The sequence below is a fragment of the Sphingopyxis sp. LARHCG72 genome (assembly GCF_052871675.1).
The window spans coordinates 371,550-393,219 of sequence record NZ_JBIXJU010000002.1 but is presented as its reverse complement, the minus strand read 5'-3'; the positions used below and the strand labels follow the sequence as shown (position 1 = coordinate 393,219).

The 21,670-nt window shown below is 63.7% G+C and carries 17 protein-coding genes; 6 read left to right on the top strand and 11 right to left on the bottom strand.

Translation table 11 applies throughout. The features are described from left to right. Positions 1–18: 18 nt before the first annotated feature. The 6 genes from ACIPPQ_RS06985 to ACIPPQ_RS06960 all read right to left on the bottom strand — a co-directional run bounded on the left by ACIPPQ_RS06985 (position 19) and on the right by ACIPPQ_RS06960 (position 7,128). A complete protein-coding gene (locus tag ACIPPQ_RS06985) occupies positions 19–690 on the bottom strand; it encodes a helix-turn-helix domain-containing protein (RefSeq protein WP_327456794.1) in 672 nt (223 codons plus the stop codon). Between the two features lie 197 nt (positions 691–887). Further along, entirely contained in the window at positions 888–2,057 is a 1,170-nt protein-coding gene (locus ACIPPQ_RS06980) for an acyl-CoA dehydrogenase family protein (protein WP_446543410.1), read from the bottom strand. An 11-nt stretch (positions 2,058–2,068) separates the two neighbouring features. Continuing rightward, positions 2,069–2,986 carry an SDR family NAD(P)-dependent oxidoreductase gene (locus ACIPPQ_RS06975; RefSeq protein ID WP_446543409.1) on the bottom strand — a complete coding sequence of 306 codons (918 nt, stop codon included), beginning with the start codon at positions 2,984–2,986 and terminating at the stop codon, positions 2,069–2,071. Between the two features lie 179 nt (positions 2,987–3,165). After that, on the bottom strand, positions 3,166–4,158 hold the full coding sequence (locus ACIPPQ_RS06970; RefSeq protein WP_446543408.1) for a tetratricopeptide repeat protein: 993 nt from the start codon (positions 4,156–4,158) through the stop codon (positions 3,166–3,168). A gap of 25 nt (positions 4,159–4,183) precedes the next feature. Then, the gene (gene amaB, locus ACIPPQ_RS06965; protein WP_446543407.1) at positions 4,184–5,746 is read right to left on the bottom strand and encodes an L-piperidine-6-carboxylate dehydrogenase; all 1,563 of its coding nucleotides are present in this window, start codon (positions 5,744–5,746) and stop codon (positions 4,184–4,186) included. A 47-nt stretch (positions 5,747–5,793) separates the two neighbouring features. Beyond that, positions 5,794–7,128: an amidohydrolase family protein gene (locus tag ACIPPQ_RS06960; RefSeq protein ID WP_446543406.1), complete on the bottom strand. Its 1,335-nt coding sequence runs from the start codon at positions 7,126–7,128 to the stop codon at positions 5,794–5,796. 196 nt (positions 7,129–7,324) lie between these two features. On the opposite strand from ACIPPQ_RS06960, the gene ACIPPQ_RS06955 reads away from it, so the two are divergent. The 6 genes from ACIPPQ_RS06955 (at position 7,325) to ACIPPQ_RS06930 (ending at position 14,979) form a co-directional block, all read left to right on the top strand. Then, complete coding sequence (locus ACIPPQ_RS06955; protein WP_446543405.1) at positions 7,325–9,766, top strand: TonB-dependent receptor plug domain-containing protein; 2,442 nt, start codon at positions 7,325–7,327, stop codon at positions 9,764–9,766. Positions 9,767–9,960: 194 nt separating this feature from the next. Beyond that, positions 9,961–10,584 carry a helix-turn-helix domain-containing protein gene (locus tag ACIPPQ_RS06950; protein ID WP_446543404.1) on the top strand — a complete coding sequence of 208 codons (624 nt, stop codon included), beginning with the start codon at positions 9,961–9,963 and terminating at the stop codon, positions 10,582–10,584. 91 nt (positions 10,585–10,675) lie between these two features. After that, the gene (locus ACIPPQ_RS06945) at positions 10,676–11,740 is read left to right on the top strand and encodes a dipeptidase (RefSeq protein WP_446543403.1); all 1,065 of its coding nucleotides are present in this window, start codon (positions 10,676–10,678) and stop codon (positions 11,738–11,740) included. Beyond that, positions 11,737–12,666: a tetratricopeptide repeat protein gene (locus ACIPPQ_RS06940; RefSeq protein ID WP_446543402.1), complete on the top strand. Its 930-nt coding sequence runs from the start codon at positions 11,737–11,739 to the stop codon at positions 12,664–12,666. Before ACIPPQ_RS06945 ends, ACIPPQ_RS06940 begins: the two co-directional genes overlap by 4 nt. A 426-nt stretch (positions 12,667–13,092) precedes the next feature. Further along, a complete protein-coding gene (locus ACIPPQ_RS06935) occupies positions 13,093–14,430 on the top strand; it encodes a tyrosine-type recombinase/integrase (protein WP_446543401.1) in 1,338 nt (445 codons plus the stop codon). A 45-nt stretch (positions 14,431–14,475) separates the two neighbouring features. After that, complete coding sequence (locus tag ACIPPQ_RS06930) at positions 14,476–14,979, top strand: helix-turn-helix transcriptional regulator (RefSeq protein ID WP_446543400.1); 504 nt, start codon at positions 14,476–14,478, stop codon at positions 14,977–14,979. A 481-nt stretch (positions 14,980–15,460) separates the two neighbouring features. Here ACIPPQ_RS06930 and ACIPPQ_RS06925 read toward each other — a convergent pair whose 3' ends face one another. From ACIPPQ_RS06925 to ACIPPQ_RS06905, 5 genes are read right to left on the bottom strand one after another with little or no spacing between them, the layout of a single operon-like run. After that, a complete protein-coding gene (locus ACIPPQ_RS06925; protein WP_446543399.1) occupies positions 15,461–16,939 on the bottom strand; it encodes an amidohydrolase family protein in 1,479 nt (492 codons plus the stop codon). Continuing rightward, a complete protein-coding gene (locus ACIPPQ_RS06920) occupies positions 16,936–17,985 on the bottom strand; it encodes a DUF2891 domain-containing protein (protein WP_446543398.1) in 1,050 nt (349 codons plus the stop codon). Before ACIPPQ_RS06920 ends, ACIPPQ_RS06925 begins: the two co-directional genes overlap by 4 nt. Beyond that, complete coding sequence (locus ACIPPQ_RS06915) at positions 17,985–18,929, bottom strand: DUF979 domain-containing protein (RefSeq protein ID WP_446543397.1); 945 nt, start codon at positions 18,927–18,929, stop codon at positions 17,985–17,987. Before ACIPPQ_RS06915 ends, ACIPPQ_RS06920 begins: the two co-directional genes overlap by 1 nt. Continuing rightward, positions 18,926–19,579: a 5-oxoproline transporter, DUF969 family subunit gene (locus tag ACIPPQ_RS06910; RefSeq protein WP_446543396.1), complete on the bottom strand. Its 654-nt coding sequence runs from the start codon at positions 19,577–19,579 to the stop codon at positions 18,926–18,928. The genes ACIPPQ_RS06915 and ACIPPQ_RS06910 overlap by 4 nt, the downstream gene beginning before the upstream one ends. 53 nt (positions 19,580–19,632) lie before the next feature. Further along, on the bottom strand, positions 19,633–21,624 hold the full coding sequence (locus tag ACIPPQ_RS06905; protein ID WP_446543395.1) for a S9 family peptidase: 1,992 nt from the start codon (positions 21,622–21,624) through the stop codon (positions 19,633–19,635). Between the last annotated feature and the right edge of the window lie 46 nt (positions 21,625–21,670).

Sequence of the window (21,670 nt, the reverse complement as noted above, 5' to 3'; positions counted from 1 at the left end):
GCGCGGCAACTCCGCCGCTTAGTCCGAAAGGATCTTTTCGCCCTCGATCGGATGGAGCGCGGACTTGAGGTCGGCGTCGGTCGCCGAACAGACCGACAGGATCCGGCACGGCTTGTCGCCCACCGCGACATAGCCATGCCCCATCGACGCGTCGAAATAGACCGAATCGCCCGTCTGGAGGAGCGAGGGCGCGTAAATGTCGCTGTGGAACTCGCACTCGCCTTCGAGGACGAGCACATATTCCTCGCCCGAGTGGCGCATCAGGTCGCCGAATTCCTCGATCGAACGCACCTTGATGTCGATGATCATCGGATTGAGCAGCTTGTTGAGCAGGTCCGCCGAGGGATAGGTATAATTATAGGTCGCCGTCTGGATCGAAGGCCCCTCGCCCGCGGGCGTGATGCTGCGGCGTCCGTTCGCGGTGTGCGTCGCGGCGGGCAATGCCGCCGCGGCCGCGAAAAGCCGGGTAATGTCGATTCCGAGCCCCTGGCTGAGGCGCAGCAGCTTTTCATAGCTGAGCGACATCTTGCCGGTTTCGATCTTTGACAAAGTTGAAACGGGAATGCGCGTCCGCTCGCTGACTTCGGCGAGCGTCCAGCCCTTTTCGGTCCGCAGTTCGCGCAGAAATGTCCCCGGATTGCCGTCGACGGCGGTCCGGCGATCGCTGGCGGGCGAGCTCGGTTGGCGCATGGCCGGCATCTCGGTCCTTTCAATCGATTTTCTCATCTTGCACATATTTGCGCATTTTTCTCGCCGATCAAGCAGCGATAGCCCGGGAACGGCCGGCCAGCCGGGCATAAAGCCCGTCGCTCCGGGGGCGCGCGGGGCGCGCCCGCCGGTTTCGACCGGCGCGCCGTACCGAAAGACGGCGCGTCATCCGCCGCTCATCAGTTCGCCGCAGCGAACTCGCGCAGCATATGTTTCGCAATCTGGAGCTGCAGGATCTGCGTCGTGCCTTCATAGATGCGATAGATGCGCGCATCGCGGAAGAAACGTTCGGCGTCATATTCGGCGAGATAGCCGGCGCCGCCATAGACCTGGACGCAGGCATCGACGACGCGCCCGCACATTTCGGAGGCGAACACCTTGAACGCCGCCGCCTTGCGCAGGACATTCTCGCCCGCATCGGCGCGGCGCGTGACATCCTCCATCATGCATTCGGCGGCATAGATATCGATCTCGCTCTGCGCGAGCATCTGCTGGATCAGCTGGAAATTCGCGATCGGCTCGCCGAACGCCTTGCGCTCGGTCGCGTAGCGGATCGCGCTGTCGAGCGCGCGGCGGGCGTAGGCGGTCGCCGCGGCGCCGACCGACATGCGGCCGTTGTCGAGGCTCATCATCGCATAGGCGAAGCCCTTGCCCAATTCGCCGCCGAGCAGCGCCTCGCCGCCGACGCGGACATCCTCCATGATGACGTCGGCAATATGGCTGCCCGACTGGCCCATCTTCTTGTCCGACTTGCCGATCGTCACGCCCGGCGCGTCGAGCGGGACGAGGAAGGCCGAGACATGGGCGTTCTTGGGAAGATTCTCCTTCGTCGTGCGCGCCATGATCAGGCCGAGTTTCGCGAAGGGCGAATTGGTGATGTAGCGCTTCGTCCCGTTGAGCACCCAGCCATTGTCGGTCTGCACCGCACTCGCCTGAAGCCCCGCCGAATCGGACCCCGAGCCGGGTTCGGTCAGGCCGAAACAGGCAATCTCGCCCGCCGCGATGCGCGGCAGCCATTCGGCTTTCTGCGCGTCGGTCCCGCCGTTCTTGAGCGCCGAGGCGACCATGCCGATGTTGATCGAGATGATCGAACGGAACGCCGGCATCGCATAGGACAGGGTATGGATGGTGCGGACATATTGGCTGACGTTCATTCCCGCGCCGCCGAACTCCTCCGGGATCGTCAGCCCGAACAGCCCCATGTCGCGCATTTCGGCGAGGATGTCGGCGGGGATCTGGTCGGTCTCGATGATCCCCTGTTCGGCAGGAATCAGCCGGTCGCGCACATAACGCTCGAGCTGCTCGATGAACTGGTCGAAGATGTCGGCGTCCATGCCGGGATTGCTCATGGCGGTGATCCTCAAATCGGGTCGTAAGGGAAAACATGCGCCGACACCTCGTCGACGCGCGCAAAGTCGGGACGGAACGCGGGGATCAGTTCGTCGGCGATCGCCTCGGCGGTCCAGCCTTCGAGCTTGGCCATCGACCGGATCGGACGCGGCTTCGAGAAGAGCAATATCTCGTTCTTGCGCACGCTGAAAATCTGGTTGGTGACGTCCTTCGCGCGGTCGGAGGCGAGATAGGCGACGAGCGGCGCGATCTTGTCCGCCGACATGGACTGGAGGCGCTTGACGCGCTCCTGCTGCTCGGGCGTTTCGGCGGGGATCGACGAGGTCATGCGGCTCCATGCGAAAGGCGCGATGCAGTTCGAGCGCACCCCGACGCGCGCCATGTCGAGCGCGATCGACTGCGACAATGCCACCACGCCGAGCTTCGCGGCCGAATAATTCGCCTGCCCGAGGTTGCCGATCAGCCCGCTGGTCGATGTGAAGTGGATGAAGCTGCCCGACTGCTGTTCGCGAAACCAGGGCGTCGCGGCCTTCGACACGTTGAAGACGCCGGTGAGGTTGACCTCGATGACGCTCTTCCAGTCCTCGTAGCTCATCTTGTGCCAGATCGTGTCGCGCAGGATGCCGGCGTTGTTCACGACCGCGTCGATGCGGCCGAATTTCGCCACCGCATCCTCGATGATGCCCGCGGCTTCTTTGGGATCGGCGACATTGCCGAAGTTCGCGGCCGCCTTGCCGCCCGCCGCGACGATGTCGTTCGCGGTGGTCTCGGCGGGCGCGGCGTCGCCGCCGTCGCCGGCCTGCGCGACGCCGGGGTCGTTGACGACCACTGCTGCGCCCTCGGCCGCGCAATAGAGCGCCAGTTCGCGCCCGATGCCGCGCCCCGCGCCGGTGATCGCGACGACCTTGCCTTCCAATATCCTCGCCATCGGCTCTCCTCTCCCGGAAAGCGCGTAAGGGCGAAGCCGCATCATTTCAACGGCGCTTACGCCGATTCACGCACGAAAATTGCGCTCTCCATGCGGCACATATGATCCCGACATCCCCGGGGCCGGCAAAAATGCACGGCCCCGGGGTGCGGACCTTCCATCGCGAACCGCTTGCCCGATCAGGGCTGCTCGCCGGGGAAGAGCAGCAGCCAGTCGGCCTCGGCCTGGATACGCGCGAAGAAACCCCAGCTGTCGACATTGATCGAACGCTGGAGCCAGGGCTTCGCCTTCTCGGGCTCGCCGCTGAGGATATAGTAGTTGGCAAGGCTGTACGCGGTCGATGCCGCGACGCCGTCGGCGGTCGCGAAGGCGCGGCCGCTGTCCTTGTCGCTGAAGAAGCTGTCGGCGGCGCGGTGGCCCTTGAACAGTTGCAGCCCGTCGAAATAGGTGTCCGACCCGCCCTTCGGATGGACCTCGAACAAGGTCAGGTCATAATCGTCGAGCAGCTTCTGCGCTTCGCGAAGCTTCCCGGCGCGTGCGAGCGACAGATATTCCCAATAGCCGTTGGCGGTGCGCGCCTCGACATCGTGGGTGAAGGCGGCCGATTCGGCAGACTTGGCGAACCATTTCGCGGCATTGTCGAAATCATGCTTGGCGAAATAGGCCTGCCCGAGGTGATAATAGAGATAATATTGCACGACGTCGGGGTCGCCCGGGAAATAGTCCGGGCCCGGCTTTTCGCGTTCGAGCGGCTGGTTCTCGTACAGCTTCGCCGCCTTCAGCCCGAGTTCGATCGACTTGTCGAAGTCGCGCAGCGAAAAGGCGCGGTGCGCGCGGTGGCGCAGCAGCTTGCCCGAATTGGGGAAGCGCTTGAGCGCCTGGTCGTAAACCGCGGCCGATTCCTTCGAATAGCCCTGATAGAAGAGGATGCGCCCGTACCAGGTCGCGCTGTCGACCGTCATATTGGCCTCATAGGCCGCCTTGGCATCGCGCGCCGCGCGGTCGAGCGTCTCGGTCGCGGCGACATTGGCGTTGCGCGTCTGCGTCGTGACCATCGGCTTGCCGAGCAGGGAGGTGCCCTGCACGCTGCCTTCCTGCGCCGCCGCCGCCAGCGGCATCGCCAGCATCAGCAGGCCGGCCGACGCCAGCCATTTCAGTTTCCCGGGGACCATTTCAAACCTCCTCCAACAAATATGTTCAGTCGATGTCGAGATCGAACTTCACACCCTGTGCGAGCGGGAGCGATGTCGAATAATTCACCGTCGCGGTAACGCGGCGCATATAATTCTTCCAGCTGTCGGACCCCGACACGCGGCCGCCGCCCGTCACCTTCTCGCCGCCGAACGCGCCGCCGATCTCGGCACCGCTCGTCCCGATATTGACGTTGACGATGCCGCAATCGCTGCCTGTCGCCGACTGGAAGCGCTCGGCTTCGCGCACATCGTTGGTGAAGATGCACGACGACAGCCCCTGCGGCACACCGTTCTGGAGCGCGATCGCTTCGTCGAGGGTCGAATAGGACAGGACATAGAGGATCGGCGCGAACGTCTCTTCGCGGACGATCGCACTCTGGCCCGGCATTTCGACGATGGCGGGGCGGACATAATAAGCGTCGGGCGATCCCGCGATCTCGATCCGCTGACCGCCATGGACGGTGCCACCTTCGGCGCGCGCGGCGTCAAGCGCGCGCTGCATCGCATCGAACGCCGCCTTGTCGATCAGCGGGCCGACATGCGTATCGTCGACCAGCGGGCTGCCGATGTTGAGGCTGTCCGCGGTCGCGATCAGCCGCTTCACGAAATCGGCGCGGATGCTGTCGTGGACGATCAGGCGGCGCAGCGTCGTGCAGCGCTGGCCGCAGGTGCCCGTCGCAGCAAAGACCGTGCCGCGCAGGGCGAGGCCGATGTCGGCGCTCGGCGCGACGATCGCGGCGTTGTTGCCGCCGAGTTCGAGCACCGCGCGGCCGAAGCGCCGCTGGACGCGGACGCCGACGTCCTGCCCCATGCGCACGCTGCCCGTCGCGCTGACAATCGCGATTCCCGGATGGTCGGCGAGGGTACCGCCGCATTCGGCGGCGCCGATCGCGACCTGCACCAGATGCGCGGGCGCAAATTCATAGTCGACGGCGGCTTTCTGGAGCAGCTTGCCGAAGGCGAGCGCGGTCAGCGGCGTCTTTTCCGACGGCTTCCAGATTGCGCTGTCGCCGCAGACGAGCGCGACCGTCGTGCCCCATGCCCACACCGCCGCGGGAAAGTTGAACGCCGAGATCAGCCCGAGCGGGCCGAGCGGGTGCCAATATTCGGTCAGCCGGTGCTCGGCGCGCTCCGACGCGATCGTCAGCCCGAAGAGCTGGCGCGACAGGCCGACGGCATATTCGCAGATGTCGATCACCTCCTGCACCTCGCCGCGCGCCTCGGTCAGGATCTTGCCATTCTCGATCGTCAGCAGGCGCGACAGCACTTCCTTATGCTCGCGCACCAGCTGACCATAGCGCCGCACGAGTTCGCCGCGATGCGGCGCCGGAACCTGTTTCCATGCGGCGAAGGCAGCCTCGGCCTGCGCGACCATCGCGTCCATGTCGGCACTCCGGTGCATTTTCAGCGACGCCAGCGTCGACCCGTCGATCGGTGAAAAGACGTCAAGGCCGGACCCCAGGTCGCCCGCGAGCGACAGGCCGAGTTCGTCGAAAATGTCGGTCACGGCGTCGGCGAGGGCGCCCGATGCCGGCTGCGAGGAGAGAGACGTGTCGATGGCGTTCATTTTTGTGTCCGTAAAAAGCGTTGCGAGAATAGGGGTCAACCGGCGGCTCAGCGCCGGTCGTGAATGATGATGCGGCCGTCCTTGATCACGGTGGCGACCTTTTCCATCACCGTAATGTCGCGCGCGGGGTCACCCGCGACGGCGACGATGTCGGCGAATTTGCCGACCTCGATCGTCCCGAGGCTCTCCGACTGATCGAGAAGCGTCGCGGCATCGACGGTCGCCGAGCGCAGCGCCGCCATCGGCGTCATCGGCCCATGCTCGACCATCAGCCGGAACTGGCGCGCATTCTGCCCATGCGGCGACACGCCCGCGTCGGTGCCGAAGGCGATATTGACCTTGTGCTGGACCGCGAGGCGGATGTTTTGCCCCGCGACGCGGCGCGCTTCGGCCATTTTCGCCTGCACTGCGGGGCTGGCGTCGGCTTCCTTGCGCGCATCGAGCAGCCCGAGCGTCGGCACCAGCCAGGTGCCGCGCTTCGCCATCGCCTGCGCGGTTTCGGCGTCGAGCCATGTGCCATGTTCGATCGAATCGACACCCGCGCGCACCGACGCGGCGACACCCGCGCCGCCATGCGCATGCGCCGCGACCTTGAGCCCGAGGCCGTGCGCGGTGGTGACGATCGAAACCAGCTCCTCGTCGCTCAGATGCTGGCCCAGCCCGCGCGCCTGCTGCGACATGATGCCGCCGGTCGAGGTGATCTTGATCAGGTCGGCGCCATATTTCGCCGCCTCGCGAACGCGCAGCGCGCATTCGACCGCGCCGGTGCAGGCGCCGGTATAATCATAGGGGAACAGCGCCTCGGTCGTCTTGCGATTGAGCCCCGACATATCGCCATGCCCGCCGACGATCGACAGCGACGTGCCCGACAGGAAGATGCGCGGGCCGACGACGGTGCCGTCGTTCACCGCATCGCGCAGCGCGTGGATCGAATAGCCGTCCGACCCGACATCGCGCACCGTCGTGAACCCGGCTTCGAGGGTCTTTTTCGCATTGGAAAAGGCGAACAGCGCGACATCTTCGGGCGTGTCGATCGCCGCCGACCAGAGTTTGGTTTCGGGGGCGAAGCTGAAATGGACATGCGTGTCGATCAGCCCGGGCAGCACGGTGCGATCCTTGAGGTCCATCGTCGGCACCGCGGGGAAATCGACGTAACCCGCGCGGATTTCGGCGATCCGCCGGTCACGGACGACGATCGTGGTTGGGCCGAGTGTGCGTTCGCCGGGAATCGCGATCACCGCGCCGGCGTGAATCACCAGCTCTTCATGCGAGCCCGGGGCCGCGGCCGCCGTGCCCGCAAGCAACGCGCCGATGATCGACGCCGGCAGCACGCCGCCCCGCAGCCGCGAGCGCACTGGCGCCGCGCGCCTCGTCCTGTCCATCACCTGAAAGCCCATCACCTCACAAAAACTCCCGCCGGCCGGGCGCCGAAGATCGGCTCCGGGGCCTTTCCCATCGCATAGGAATATTTTGCTGGTTGGGCAATAAATTTTATGATAGGAAAATTATCAACAATGAGATGGACTCCGGAAATTTGGACATTTCCGGGTGGCGAAATGGGTTACCAAGGAGGGAAAAATGTCGAAGTTCGTTTCACGCCTGCTGCTGTCGTCGGCGGTCGCTTTCGCAATCGCGCCTGCCGCGCAGGCCCAGACGGCGCCGCCGGAAGCCGAAGGTGCCACGACCGATGACGGCGGCAACGATATCGTCGTGATCGGGACGCGCCGCAAGGATCGCTCGATCACCGACAGCTCGGTCGCGATCGACGTCATTTCGCCCGAAAGCATCACCGCGACGGGTTATGCCGACGTGAACGACGCGCTGCGCACGCTGGTGCCCGCGTTCAACGCCCAGCGCCTGCAGGGCAATGACGGCTCCTCCTTCGTGCGCCCGATCACGCTGCGTGGCTCGCCCGCCGACCATGTCCTGCTGCTGATGAACGGCAAGCGCCGCCACCGCGCCTCGATCGTGCAGATCGGCACCGGCCATGCCTCGACCTCGGGCTCGCAGGGCCAGGATTTCAACGTCATCCCGCCGATCGCGCTGTCGAGCGTCGAAGTGCTGCGCGACGGCGCGTCGGCCCAATATGGTTCGGACGCGATCGCCGGCGTGATCAACATGGAGCTGAAAAAGGCGAAGAGCGGCGGCTCGATCATGGCGCAGGTCGGCGAATATTTCGAAAGCGGCGGCCGCAATTACGACATTCAGGGCCATATTGCCGTCCCCGTCGGCGACAACGCCTATTTCAACCTCGCCGCCCAATATACCGATCAGGCCAAAGCCTATGCGAAAAAGGCGCGCCACGCCGGCGCCGAAGCGCTGAAAGCCGCAGGCGTCCCCGGCGTGCCCGAACATCCCGAAGGCAATCTCGATCCGCGCTACATGGCGTTCAAGGCGGTGTGGAACGCGGGCGTCGAACTGGGCGACGAACTCGAAGCCTATACGTTCGGCAACTATATGACGGGCAAAAGCGCGGTCACCTTCGGCTTGCGCCAGCCCTTTACCGCGGGCGGCGTGAACGGCCATGGCACCTATGCCAATTCGCGCTTCGACCTCACCCCCGCGCATCCGCAGCTGTTCAATCTTGCTGCGATCTATCCGGGCGGGTTCACGCCCGAATTCTCGGGCAATCTCGAGGATTTCAGCGCCCTCGTCGGCTTGCGCGATCAGGTCGGCCCGTGGAACTGGGACCTGTCGGCACGCTATGGCACCAACACCGTCGACTATACGATCACCGGCACGATCAACGCGTCGATGGGGGTCAATTCGCCGACCTCGTTCAAGCCGGGATCGCTGACCCAGCGCGAAATCCAGTTCGACGCCGAAACATCCTATGAACTGACCGACAACATCCTCGCTTTCGCCGGCGCCAGCTATCGCAAGGAAACCTATGTCATCGGGCGCGGCGACGTCGCCAGCTATACGACGGGTCCGCTGCAGGACCTGCCCGCCGGGTCGAACGGCTTTCAGGGTTTCTCGCCCGAATTCGCCGGCAGCTTCGATTCGGCGAGCTACGCGGTTTTCGCCGAGGTCGATGCCGATATCACGCCCTGGTGGAACCTGTCGGTCGCCGGCCGCTACGAAGATTATGACCAGTTCGGCACGAACTTCAGCTACAAGGCGGCGACCCGTTTCGAGCTGAGCGACGCGTTCGCGCTGCGCGGCTCGGTCAGCACCGGCTTTCGCGCCCCGGCCGCCGGGCAGGTGTTCGGAACCAGCCTGACCTCGCAACTCGACGGGCTGGGCGGCTTCATTCTCGACGCCGTTCTGGTCCCGGGCTCGCCCGCGGCGCAGGTCTTCGGGTCGAAGTCGCTGAAGCCCGAAACCTCGTTCAACATGTCGGCGGGCGTCGTCTTCACCGGTCTCGACGGCTTCCTCACCACGCTCGACTTTTACCAGATCAAGGTCGACGATCGCCTGCTGCTGACGCCGTCGCGCAAGACCACGGCGGCGGAACGCGCCGCGCTGGCGGCGCTCGGCTTCCCGAACGGCGCCGACATCGAAGACGTGCGCTATTTCCAGAATGAAATGAACACCCGCGTGCGCGGCTTCGACCTGGTGAGCACCTATCGCCAGACCTGGTCGGACAATGCCTCGACCGACTTCAGCCTCGCCGTGAACTATAATGAGCAGCAGCTGCGCGGCGCACCGCCGGTCGGCTTTACCTCGGCGATCGTCACCGAGTTCGAACGCGGCACCCCGCGCTGGCGCGGCAACTTCTCGGCAACGACCAAAGTCGGCGATTTCGCCTTCATGGGCCGCGCGATCCATTATGGCGCATGGCGCCGCCTCGATGGCGCGACCTTCCTGCCGCGCAAGGCGGTGACCTTGTTCGACGCCGAAGTAACCTATTCGGGTATCGAAGGCGTCGACCTCAGCATCGGCGCACGCAATATCTTCAACATCTTCCCCCCGGGCCGCGGTCCGGCGCGCGCGCGGTCGGGCCTGATCTACGATAATCACAGCGTATTCGGGGTCGCCGGCGGCTTCTATTATTTGAATGCTAAGTATAAATTCTGATCTCGTCTGTTCGGGATCGGCCAATATTTCCGGTGGGCATATGCGATAGCGGCATAGCGTATATGCCAATATCGTAGCCTATCGGAAATTTGTGCTTTATAGATTGCGGTGGCTGATTGGCCGGACTTCTTCCCCCAGCCGTCCTCCAATAGCCGATACCGTATGATCTCGAGCAAGTTGAGGATTGGAGACTTATGCCGCCCAGAAATGGAGACGAGCCGGAAGTTCTGGACGCCGTACGTACCAGGAAACGGCCCCGTTCCGAAGGGTTTCACCTGGGCGAGCGATTGCGCCAGTTGCGCAAGGAACGCGGCATGACGCTGGAGGACGCCGGGCGCCTGACGGGCCTCGCCGCCTCCACCCTGTCGAAGATCGAAAATGACCAGATGTCGCCGACGTTCGACGTCGTGCAAAAGCTTGCGACGGGCTTCGACATCGACATCACCGAACTCTTCGCGAGCAATTCGGGGCAGGACGCCGCGGGACGGCGCAGCGTCACGATGGACGGCGCCGGCCGCCTGATGGAAACCGCGGTCTATCGCCACCGGCTGATCGCCGCCGAGCTCAAGAACAAGCGGATCCTGCCGTTCGTCACGACGATCAAGGCGCGCAGCCTCGAGGATTTCAAGAGCTGGTCGCAGCACAGCGGCGAGGAATTCCTCTATGTGCTCGAAGGCGAGATCTGTTTCCAGACCGAGCATTACGAACCAGCGATCCTCGGCGTCGGCGACAGCATCTACATCAACAGCAGCATGCAGCACGCCGCCTATTCGACGAGCGAGGAAGACGCCGTCGTGTTGTGGGTCAACACCGGCTGATCGCGCCGATCGGCCCACTCCATCTATGGGCTTGCAATAATTTTCCTATACGCTAATTTCTTTCCAATAGAAAATTGGAGAGGGCAAGGCGATGGACAGACGGCAATTCATCCTGTCGGGAGCGGCGCTGTCCGCCGCGATGGCGGTCGCACCCGGTACGGCGGCGCGGGCGACGGCGCGCCCGCTCACCTTCGACGCAATGGGCGAGGTCCGCTTCGAATATGACGCGGCACTGATCGGACAGATGCGCGCGAGCGGGCTCGACGCAATCACCGTCACGCTCTGCGATCCCAAGACCTATGAAGGCCAGGCTTATGACGAGGCCGTGCAGGCGGTGCTCGATCATGACGCACATATCGCCAAACATCCCGAGCTGTTCCTGAAGGCGACCAAGACCAGCGACATCGACCTCGCGCGCAAGAACGGCCAGCTCGCGCTCTTCTATTTGTTCCAGAACAGCACCCAGTTCGGGCGCGACCTCGACAATGTCGACCTGTTCCGCAAGCTCGGCGTGACGTCGGCACAGATTACCTACAACGACCAGAATTGGGCGGGCGCGGGGTGCAAGGAACTCGGCGCGAATGGACTGACGCACTTCGGCCGCGATCTCGTCGGCCGCATGAACGAACAGCGGATGCTGATCGACCTGTCGCATTCGAACATGCAGACGATGGCCGACACGATCACCGCATCGAAAGTCCCCGTCATCGTCTCGCACACCGCGTGTATGGCGGTGCACAGCAATGTCCGCAACACGACCGACGCGAACCTGCGCCTGCTCGCCGACAAGGGCGGCGTCGCGGGCATCTGCCAGATGCGGCCGTTCCTGACGACGAAGCGCGACGACGCGCTGCCCGAATATTTCCGCCACATCGACCATGCGGTGAAGGTGATGGGCGCCGACCATGTCGCGATCGGCAGCGACCGCGACCATCGCGTCGTCGAAATGACCGACGCCTATGTCGCCGAGCTGAAGGCCGAAGAGGGCGCGAACTTCAACGCGGACGACTGGCCGCTGTTCATCAACGAACTCAACGGCCCGCGCCGCATGGAAGTCGTGTGGGATGGCGTGCGCAAGCTCGGCTATCCGTCCGGCACCGCCGAAAAGATCATGGGGACCAACCTCCGCCGCATCTACCAGGACGTGATCGGATGACCCGGCGTATTTCCACCCTCACCCTTGCCTTGCTGCTGACGGCAGCCCCTGCGTCGGCGAACGTCCCTGGCGCCGACGCGGGGAATTGCGCGACCAGCCTGATCGGCACGCCGCTGGCGATACCAAAATTCTCGCCCGCGACGCAAAAACTGCTCGACGAGGATATCGCGATCGCCGCGGCGGCGCTGCGCATCGCACCCGAGCGCGAGGACAGCCATATCTGGTACGGCCGCCGCCTCGATTATGCGGGCCGCATCTGCGACGCGGTCGATGCCTTCAGCGCCGGGATCAAGCAATTCCCGGAGAGCTACAAGCTCTACCGCTTCCGCGCCCGCGACCTGACGCGCGCGCGCCGGTTCGAGGAAGCGCTCGCCGATTATGCAAAGGCGCTCGAACTGATGGGCGACACCCCCGACAGTTTCGAACCCGACGGGATGCCGAACCCGATCGGCCTGACGATCAGCACCTATCGCGGCAACATCGTCTATTATCATGCGCAGACGAGCTTCGCGACGGGCGACTATCCGACGATGGTGACGGGCATGGCGAAATCGCTCGAGCTCGCCGCCGATTTCGCACGCGACGACATGCGCGTGCCGACCGCTTACTGGACCTATCTCGCCTACCGGAAAATGGGGCAGCACGACAAGGCGCGCGCGGCGATCGACGCGATCGAGCCCGGGCTGAAGCTGATCGAGAATTTCACTTATTATCAGGCGGTGCAGATCATGCAGGGCCGGCTCGACCCGGCGGCGTTCAAGGACAGCCGCGACAGCACGATCAAGTTCGCGATCGCGATGGAGCGCCGCTTCGCCGGCGACGAGACGGGCGCAAAGGCGCTGCTTACCGAAATCGTCCGCGAAAATCCGCAAGGGCATTGGCCGTCGGAGGCTGAACTCGCCGCACCCGATCGCAGGGGCTACTAGGCCCTGCGAGCCGCGGGCGCGCTTGTCGTCGGGCCATCCAAACAATGTTGCGATGCTACGGCTGGCCGGCTGATTGGCGGCTGGACCTATATCGCTGGCTGAAGGCGCACGGGCTTTTTTGCCCGCCGATACGCATATGCCCTGAAAGTCGCGCCATGACGGCTCGCACCGGGGCACCAAAATACCGAACATCGGAAAAATGGCGCACCCGAAGGGATTCGAACCCCTGGCCTCTGCCTTCGGAGGGGGTACTAGCATACCTCCGAAGGCAAACGCCAGCGCAAGTTTTACTACGCTAAAATACTCTAAGTAAACGAAATTCTTGAGCTGGTGAGTTTCGCTGTCGTAACCTTGCATTCGCCCCAATTTCCATCCGCGTGCTTACGTGGTGCTTACGCGAAAACGGGCATATCGGGAGAAGACACGATGGTCAGACTCACGAAACGCGTCGTCGAAACTGCTGTAGCAGAGGTCAAAGATTATGTCCTCTGGGATAATGAACTGCCCGGCTTCGGGCTCCGCGTGTTTCCTACCGGCAAGCGTAGCTACCTCATCCAGTACCGGTGTGATGGACGATCGCGCCGCTACACGATCGGACTTCATGGTGTTTGGACACCTGAAACAGCTCGGCGCGAGGCAAGGTCCCAACTTGGCCGCGTCGCCCAAGGTGAAGATCCGGCGGAGGATCGGGCGGAGCTGAACAAGGCCATGTCGATGAAAGAGTTGTGCGACGCCTATGTGCAGGATCTGAGAGACGGTCTGATCCTCGGGAAAGGCGGCCGACCGAAGAAGAAGTCAACAGTCGACATCGATCTAGGTCGGATCGAACGCCACGTCATTCCGCTCCTCGGCACCCGCCGCGTGAAGGATCTCACGAAAGCGATCCTGACGAAGGTCATGCGCGACATCATGGCGGGCAAGACAAGAGCGTTCATCAAGACTGAAAAGCTTCGTGGCCGTGCCAACGTTCGGGGCGGACCTGGCACTGCGGCCAGAACGCTTGGCCTTATCGGCGGGATACTGACCTACGCCGTCGATCTCGGCATTATCGACAGCAATCCAGCTCATGGCATCAAGCGGCCCAAGGATAATGTACGGTCCCGGCGCCTGAACGACGCCGAGTATCGGATCCTTGGCCGAATGCTGAAGGCGGCCGCAGAGGTCGAGCGGTACAGACCAACGATCGAAATTATTCGGCAAATCGCTCTTACAGGATGTCGGCGCAGCGAGATCATCATGCTCAAATGGTGTGACGTGGATATCGACGGAAGCTGCCTCCGACTTTCAGATAGCAAGGAGGGAAAATCGGTCCGGCCCATCGGCCTGCCCGTCGTAGAATTCCTCGAACAGCGCGAAAGCGAGGAGAATGGCACTTATGTTTTCCCAGGTCCAAGAGGCGAGGATACATACTTCGGCGGCCTGCCCAATCAGTGGAACGAGATTTTCATCGGATCACCGCTGGAGGGGGTCACACCCCATGTATTGCGTCACAGCTTCGCGAGTATCGGAAACGACCTGGGTTTTACCGAAGTGACGATCGCTGCGCTGATGGGGCATGCGAAGGGGTCGGTAACCAGCAAATACATCCATTTGCTCGATGCCGCATTGATCATGGCTGCGGATACGTTGGCCGGCTACATTGCGGCGTTGCTTGACGGGACGGTGTTCAAGCAACGCGCCTATTCGCTTGACAGGGACGCACGCAGGGCAGCGCTCTCGGACTTTATCGAACGCCAAATAGCTCCAGCGAAGAAGGCCGCCTGATCACAAGATTGTGTTCCGCACGCCTTCACCAAGGGGCAGGTCAGCTTGACCCGCGCCATCCGCGATAGCGCGGAGGCGCAGTCGAATGCGAGCGAACCTGAAAGCTGCCTGTTTACCATCCAATGGGAAAAGATCGACCTGCCAATGACCGCGGTAATCGCGTCGGGGCCAAAGCCTGTCGGATTGAACGCGCCGTTGACCCGCACGGCGGTCATCATGGCGTCCGATCCGGCACGCGAAATGAGCAGCGTGCCGTCTGATCTGTGCAGGCTTTTCGACCTGACCGGCGCAGAGGCGGAGTTAGCCATACGGCTTACTCAGGGTCTCGACCCCACAGCGTCGTCGCAAGAGTTCGGTATCACGAGGAATACGGCGCGATCGCAACTCCGATCCGCGTTTCAGAAGATACGGGCTAACCGGCAATCCGATCTGGTGCGGTTGATTCAGAATTCAAGCGTCAGCTGCAGGGGGTTCGGCCGCGGAGAGGCCGAACCGATAACCACAGGATATTGGCAAGAGCCCGGGGCCGCTGCGGCACGACAGTTGTGACACCGGCGGGCGGCGGAAGGCTAGCCCCATTGGGCCGGTCCTTGGCGGCTCCCCGGTTATTCCCAAAAGGGTGGATCGGCCCGTAATATTAACCCTATTCGGGGTGACAGAGCCCCAAATGGACCCCGGACGATTGCGGTCCAAGCTCTTGCAGCTTGTTGCGGCCGGAAGCCGCTGAGCTTATCGCGGACTTGTGCGGGCACTATGCCCCGCCCGTGAGCAACGAGCGCCTGTTCAACCGGCATGCAACGTTGCTGAACGGCAGGTGCGATATTGTCGATACCGGATGCTTCGAACAGCGCGAGCGCGGCGCTGCGGTCAGCAGTCGTTTCCAGCCTTTGATATCGTGGATGACCGCCGAACCCAGCTCGGCAAGGTCGGACCGACGAGTCCTCCCCCTTCCGCGCGTTCCGTGGAACTGACCATGCGCAGCGGGATTGGACGACCGACACTCCTTCTCAGGCCGGGGCTACGCTAACCCTCACATCAGACCGACTTTGCCGCGCACGGACTCCCGCAGTTTCGCAGGATCATATCCAATGCCCTGCTTGAATACGACAAAGACGTTGCGGATGTCTGAAATGGTTCTTGATGGGTCGCCGCTGACAATCAGCAGGTCTGCCTGCTTGTTCGGCGCAATCGATCCGACGCGTTTGTCGCGACCCAGGTAGATCGCCCCGTTGAGCGTCGAAACGCGGATCGCCTCCAGTGGGGTGAAGCCGAATTCGACCATCAGTTCGAGCTGTCGCGCGTTGCTGTAACCGGCGACAACACCCGCCGAGGGCACCGCCGGGTCGGTTCCAGCGACGAGCAGGCCGCCCGCCTTCATGAATTCGCGTTCGATGACGGCGGTCTTGCGGAGACTTTCGGCGGTCAGAACCAGCCGCTGCCCCGCGGGGCTGTCTGTCCGGGCTCGATATGCGCGGTGATAATCCCGGATCGGCGGTGCCAGCATGTCGATGCCCGTCTGGGGCGGGATTTCGGAGACGAGGTCCTCCAGTGCGGGCAGCGTCGAAGTGACGGCAACCCGGCGCGCGACAAGCGTATCGATCAACGCCTTCGCCTCGCGGCCACGCGGGTCAACGTCCGCAAGACCCGCTAGGGCGCGCTCGCCGCACTCGCGTTCGGCCTGGACGTCTACCTTTGTCGCAGCACGCCTTTTTCGCGCCGGTTCTGCGAACACGAAATCGGGCACCATGGCAAAGCCATGCTCGATATCGTCGATGCCGAGTTCGGCGGCCTCACGATATGACACCATGCACAGATGTCCCGTGACTTTCACGTCCCGGGCGTGGGCCAACGCGATTGCGGCCTCGAGCGCGATACGATTGGTGTAGCCATAGGCCTTGACCGAGGTGAACCCGCTATCCAGCCAGAAATTCAGATATTTCCGCGTGGCTTCGGCGTCGGCGAGGCGCGGCGCGCCGAAGAGATCGAGATAGATCGAAAGATCCATCCATGGCCCGACCGCTTCGCCCGCCTCGATCCGGTCGCGCGCTCTGAGGTCGATATAGGGATTATAAGACCCTGCGGTGCGGATCGAGGTTACACCGGCGGCGAGATACAGCCTGGGATAGGAATCGCTGACGCCGAGGACGGCATCGCCCCCGAACATCCAGAGATGTTCGTGCAAATGGACGAGTCCGGGAAGTACCGTCTTGCCCGTCAAATCGATAATCTTCGCGCCGGCCGGGATGTCGACCTCGCCGTCGTTACCGACCGCTTCGATATTGCCATTGCGCAAGATCAGCGTGCGGCCCTCCCGCGCCGGCGCGCCGGTGCCGTCGATGACGCGCGCATGGACCAGCGCGATGACAGGGGCGTCTTCGCTGACATAGGGGCGCATCGCTTCGGTCACGGCCGGTCGCTCGGCCTGCACCGGGGTCACTGACCCCAGGACAGCCAACAGTACGAATAATGTCGTGCAACGAAGCACCTTGTTCCCCTTTTTCGTCATCATAGCTGAAAGCCCTGCGCCAACCGGTCGAAGCCGCTCGCATCGGAGGTTTCGACGGCTTCAAGCGCAAGGAGCGCGAAAGTCGCGAGCCAATGTTCGCCCATATAGTCGCCTGCCAGATGCGGTAATGCCGCCGTCAGATGATCGTCCGCCGCGGCGCGCGCGCGCCTGATGAGCGCGTGATCTTCCGGCAGGCGGCGAGCAAGCGTGCGCCAGCACCAGGCGCGGCTGAGGTTCAGCCCGTCGAGATGGGCGATCTTCCCGTCGCTTCGGTCCGACACGATGACCGGCGCGAGCAACGTCGCCGGCTCGCCTTCGCCGATCGCCGGCAGGAAGCCGTCGAACCAGCGGGCAAACGCGTCGGCGGGCAGGACTTCGCTCATCAGGAGCGCCTCGATCAGCGCCGGCGACAGGAATTCGTCGCCGCCGGGTTCCCACGCCTGACAAGCCCGGTCGCTCGCGAACCAGCCGAGGGCGCGCTCGTGGATCAGGGCCTTAAGCGCGGGATCATGCCCGACCGCCCAGCGCCGCGCGAGGACGAGCGCAAACGCGATATTATAATGCGTGCCCACGCGCAGCGGATAGGTCAGCCGCGGCAGGAAATCATGGAAGCGCCGGGCGAACGCTCGCGCCAGCGGCTCGAGCGCCGCCGCCCAAGGCTGGCCATCATGCAAAGCGAGTTCCTGATGCAGCGCGAGCAGCCAGGCCCAGCCGTAGGGCCGCTCGAACCCCTGCGCGCCCGGCCGGTCGAGGTAGGCCAGTTCCCCGGCTATCTTTCCGGACACGAGCATCGCATCGGCCCGCTCGCGGATCGCGGACGCCTGCTGCATCGCCGGAAAGAGCCGCAGAAGGCGCATCACCTGCCACCAGCCATGAACGCAGCTGTGCCAGTCGAAGCTGCCGTAAAAGATGGGGTGCAAGCGCGATGGCGCCAGCAGGTCCTCGGGACCGGTCAGCACCTGATCGAGCTTGCTTGGATATTCGCGTCCGAGATGGCCAAGCGTGAGTCCAGCAAACTGTGCGGCGCGGTCGATCGTAAGATTGTGCATCAATGGGGGAACCCGAGAGCATAGAGGATGAGGATATTCGCGGCGAGCATCGCAAGCGCGGTCGGGGCCTGGGCGCGGATGACGCCATATTGGTCGCGCAGTTCGAGCAGTGCTGCCGGAACGAGGTTGAAATTCGCCGCCATCGGAGTGAGCAATGTGCCGCAGAAGCCCGCGAGCATGCCGATGGCGGCAACCGCGGCCGGATTGCCGCCATCGGCATGCACGAGCAGCGGTGCGCCCATGGCCGCAAACATCACCGGAAACGCGGCAAGCGCATTGCCCATGAGGATGGTGAGCAGCGCCATGCCGATCGAATAAATCGCTACAAGTGCGAGGAGGCTGCCGCCGGTCGGGACATAGCCGATCAGCTTCCCCAGTACCTCGCCCATGCCGGCCAGCGCGAATATGGTGCCCAGACTCGCGAGCATCTGCGGCAGAAGCGCGGCCCAGCCGATGCCGTCCATCAGCCGCAACCCCTCGCGCAGCGGCGTTATCGGTCCGGCGCGAAACCACCCCATGCAAAGGAGCAGTGCAAGGATAGCACCCAGCGCGAGCGCGACGATCGTTTCCTCTCCTGGCCGGACGAGGTCCGGAACATTCCAGAACAGGAGTGTTCCCACGATCGCGACGACGGGGATCAGCAGCGCCGGCCCGAACAGCCGGTTTCCGTGCTGCGCCGCCTCGTCCTCGCGCGCGGCGCGATCGGCTTTGGCCCCGGCGGCGGGCGCCGTCAGACCAAGCCCGCCAACCGCAGCGATGGCGACCGCGAGCACCCCGTTGGAGGTATCAGCGAGATAGTCGCCGAACAGAAAGCTGGCGCCGAGCAGCGCCCAGAGCAATGCGGTGCCGAACCGCTTTGCGTCGTGCCGGTCGACGAGCGTGAGCACCGCATAGCCGGCGAACATCGTTCCCGTCATGACATAGACATGAGGCAAGCCAATCATCTGCGTCCGCCCTCGCGATGGAGCAGGAGCAACCGGCCGCCATGAATGACGAGGGCGGCAATCGCCGTAGGGATGGCCCACAGCGAGAGGGCGAGCGGTTCCACCTTCAGGCCATAGCCCTGCAATACGCTGACCATGAGAAGGATCGAACCGATCGCCAGAAAGATATCTTCGCCGAAGAACAGGCCGATATTGTCGGTTCCCGCCGCCATCGCCTTGGCGCGGTCCGTGTCCGCTTCCGCTCCATCCTGCGCCAGTGCGGCCTCCTCGACCATGGGTCCCAGGATCGGGCGCACCATGGTGACTTGCCCGCCAAGCTGGGTCAGGCCGACAGCGGACGAGAGCTGCCGCGCGATCAGGTAGAAGAACAGGAGCCGGCCTACGGTCAGCCCGCGCAGCTGCGCGACCAACTGGCGCGCATGCTCCTGGATGCCGTGGCTTTCGAGCATGCCGATGACCGGCACCACCAGAAACACGATCATGACGAAGCGGTTGGTGTTGAAGGCCTTGCCGAAGGTTGCGAGCAATTCGGCGGGCGGCAGACCCGAGGCAGCCCCGGCGGCGGCGGCGGAAGCGAGCACGACGAGCAGCGGATTGAACCGCATCACGAGCCCGACGACGAGTACGGCGATGGCAAGGAGTATGAGCATCGTGTCAGCTCGCCCGGCTGTATATCTGCGGGAGGATCGCTGCGCCGCCCATGCTATTTCCGGCCCATATGGCGATCGAACCAGGCGACGGTCCGTTCGAGCACGTCGATCTGGTTTTCGCGTTTCGCGAAGCCGTGGCCTTCCCCGGGATAAAAATGCGCATCGACGACGCTGCCCTGACGCCGAAGCGCATCGACGACCTGGCGCGCCTCGATCGCAGGGACCAGCGGATCGTTTTCGCCGTGCAGCACCAGCAACGGAGCGCGGACCGCGTGAAGATAGGTCAGCGGGCTTGCGCGATCATAGACCTCCGGGTTCTTCACCGGATCGCCGATCAGCCCCTCCTGATACCGGCGGTTCTGCGGCGCGCCTTGCTCCCACATGGTCCGCCAGTTGACGATGCCGAACATTTCCACCGCGGCCGCCCAGCGTTCGGGCGTCTTCGCAATCGCCATCATCGTCATGGCACCGCCATAAGAACCGCCCGTGATGCCGATCCGTCCGGGATCGACATAGCCGGTACCGATCAGGAAGTCCGCACCAGCGACAATGTCGGCGAGATCGCCGCCGCCAAGGTCCATGCGATTGGCATCGCGGAAGGCCCGGCCATAGCCAGTCGAACCGCGGAAGTTCGGCGCTATCACGATATAGCCGCGCGACGCCAGCGCCGCGGCCGTGCGATCGAACGCATCGGTGGCCTGACCGGTCGGCCCGCCATGCGCAAGGACGACCGCGCGGTTGGTTCCGTCACGCTTCAAATTGCTCGGCATCCAGAGCACGGCGCTGATGACACTGCTATCGCTGCTCGGATAGTGTATGATCTGCGTCCGAGGCAGCCCCCTTAGCGCGCCGCCTAGATCTGTCACCCGTCCTGCGTGGTTCGTCGCCAGATCATAGACCCAATAGTCCATTGGGTCGGCTCCCGAAGTATGGAGAAAAAGCAGGCGGCGCCCGTCGGGCGAGAAGCGTGGCAGACCCGTCGTATAGCCTTGAGAACTGCTCACGCCGGCAGGCAGGCGCAGCGTCCGTGACTTACGGCCGACGACATCATGGAGCGAGACGATGTCGCGTCCGTCGACATTGGTCGTCACGATCAGCGATCGGCCGTCGGGCGAAAAGCGGCCCGCGGTCTGCTCCCATTCGCTTTGGGGCAGCGAAATCGTCGTGCGCTTCGCCACGTCGATGAGGATCGCCTGTCTTACGCCCGCCTCGTTTTCGAGCGAAGCACTGACCAGGCGGCCGTCGGGGGAGATATCTCCGGCGCGGGCATAGCGGCCTGGCGGCGTCAGACGCGTCGCCTCGCCGTTTGTCACATTGACAAGATACACCTCGCCAACGGACAGGCTCCAGTCGAAGCGATTGGCGAGGATGTAGCGACTGTCCCTCGAGAGCGCGACCGGCATCCACTGGATACCTTCTGTCAATTCCTTTGTCAGCGATCGCACCTCGCGGCTGGCGAGGTCCATCACCGCGATGTCGTAGGACGGCGATTTCGCGGGTCGCCGTGCAAAGGCGACGAAGCGGCCGTCGGCGGAAGCTATGCCGGCGGTTTCGCTGACGTTGCCGGTCGCCGTGAGGTTGACGGCGTCGCCCCCTTCGGCAGGCAGGCTATAAAGGTCGAAGATCTGGCGGCCGTCCTCGTCACCCGCGAACAGGATGGAGCGGCCATCGGGCGCCATTTCGACGCCGCCCTCGCGCATGCCGCTATCCGACAACTTGCTCGGGGGACCGCCGCCGAGCGGCCGAGACCATATATTCATGCGGCCTTCGCGATCGCTATTGTAGATGATCGATTTGCCGTCGGTCGACCACACCGCCGATTCCGATCGCGCCGTGGTGAACAGATCTTCGATCGAAACAGGCCTGGCGTCGCCGCTATGAGGCGACTGGATGCTTCGCGGGGATGTAAGGCCACGCTGTGGACCATGGACCGGCTCGGCGATCGCGGCCGTGGCGACCCCGGCAAAGACGAGCGCAATGCCGGTCCACAATAGCCTGTTCGGCCATCTACCGCTTGCGCGCGCCGTATTATAATTGTCGATCATGTCCTCAGTCCCTTTGATCATTATCTGTAGGAAGGCCGGACGCGCC

Bases quoted from the DNA above. Each gene is read 5' to 3' on its own strand.
- ACIPPQ_RS06985 (WP_327456794.1), bottom strand. From the start codon at position 690: ATGCGCCAACCGAGCTCGCCCGCCAGCGATCGCCGGACCGCCGTCGAC.
- ACIPPQ_RS06980 (WP_446543410.1), bottom strand. From the start codon at position 2,057: ATGAGCAATCCCGGCATGGACGCCGACATCTTCGACCAGTTCATCGAG.
- ACIPPQ_RS06975 (WP_446543409.1), bottom strand. From the start codon at position 2,986: ATGGCGAGGATATTGGAAGGCAAGGTCGTCGCGATCACCGGCGCGGGG.
- ACIPPQ_RS06970 (WP_446543408.1), bottom strand. From the start codon at position 4,158: ATGGTCCCCGGGAAACTGAAATGGCTGGCGTCGGCCGGCCTGCTGATG.
- amaB (WP_446543407.1), bottom strand. From the start codon at position 5,746: ATGAACGCCATCGACACGTCTCTCTCCTCGCAGCCGGCATCGGGCGCC.
- ACIPPQ_RS06960 (WP_446543406.1), bottom strand. From the start codon at position 7,128: ATGGACAGGACGAGGCGCGCGGCGCCAGTGCGCTCGCGGCTGCGGGGC.
- ACIPPQ_RS06955 (WP_446543405.1), top strand. From the start codon at position 7,325: ATGTCGAAGTTCGTTTCACGCCTGCTGCTGTCGTCGGCGGTCGCTTTC.
- ACIPPQ_RS06950 (WP_446543404.1), top strand. From the start codon at position 9,961: ATGCCGCCCAGAAATGGAGACGAGCCGGAAGTTCTGGACGCCGTACGT.
- ACIPPQ_RS06945 (WP_446543403.1), top strand. From the start codon at position 10,676: ATGGACAGACGGCAATTCATCCTGTCGGGAGCGGCGCTGTCCGCCGCG.
- ACIPPQ_RS06940 (WP_446543402.1), top strand. From the start codon at position 11,737: ATGACCCGGCGTATTTCCACCCTCACCCTTGCCTTGCTGCTGACGGCA.
- ACIPPQ_RS06935 (WP_446543401.1), top strand. From the start codon at position 13,093: ATGGTCAGACTCACGAAACGCGTCGTCGAAACTGCTGTAGCAGAGGTC.
- ACIPPQ_RS06925 (WP_446543399.1), bottom strand. From the start codon at position 16,939: ATGATGACGAAAAAGGGGAACAAGGTGCTTCGTTGCACGACATTATTC.
- ACIPPQ_RS06920 (WP_446543398.1), bottom strand. From the start codon at position 17,985: ATGCACAATCTTACGATCGACCGCGCCGCACAGTTTGCTGGACTCACG.
- ACIPPQ_RS06915 (WP_446543397.1), bottom strand. From the start codon at position 18,929: ATGATTGGCTTGCCTCATGTCTATGTCATGACGGGAACGATGTTCGCC.
- ACIPPQ_RS06910 (WP_446543396.1), bottom strand. From the start codon at position 19,579: ATGCTCATACTCCTTGCCATCGCCGTACTCGTCGTCGGGCTCGTGATG.
- ACIPPQ_RS06905 (WP_446543395.1), bottom strand. From the start codon at position 21,624: ATGATCGACAATTATAATACGGCGCGCGCAAGCGGTAGATGGCCGAAC.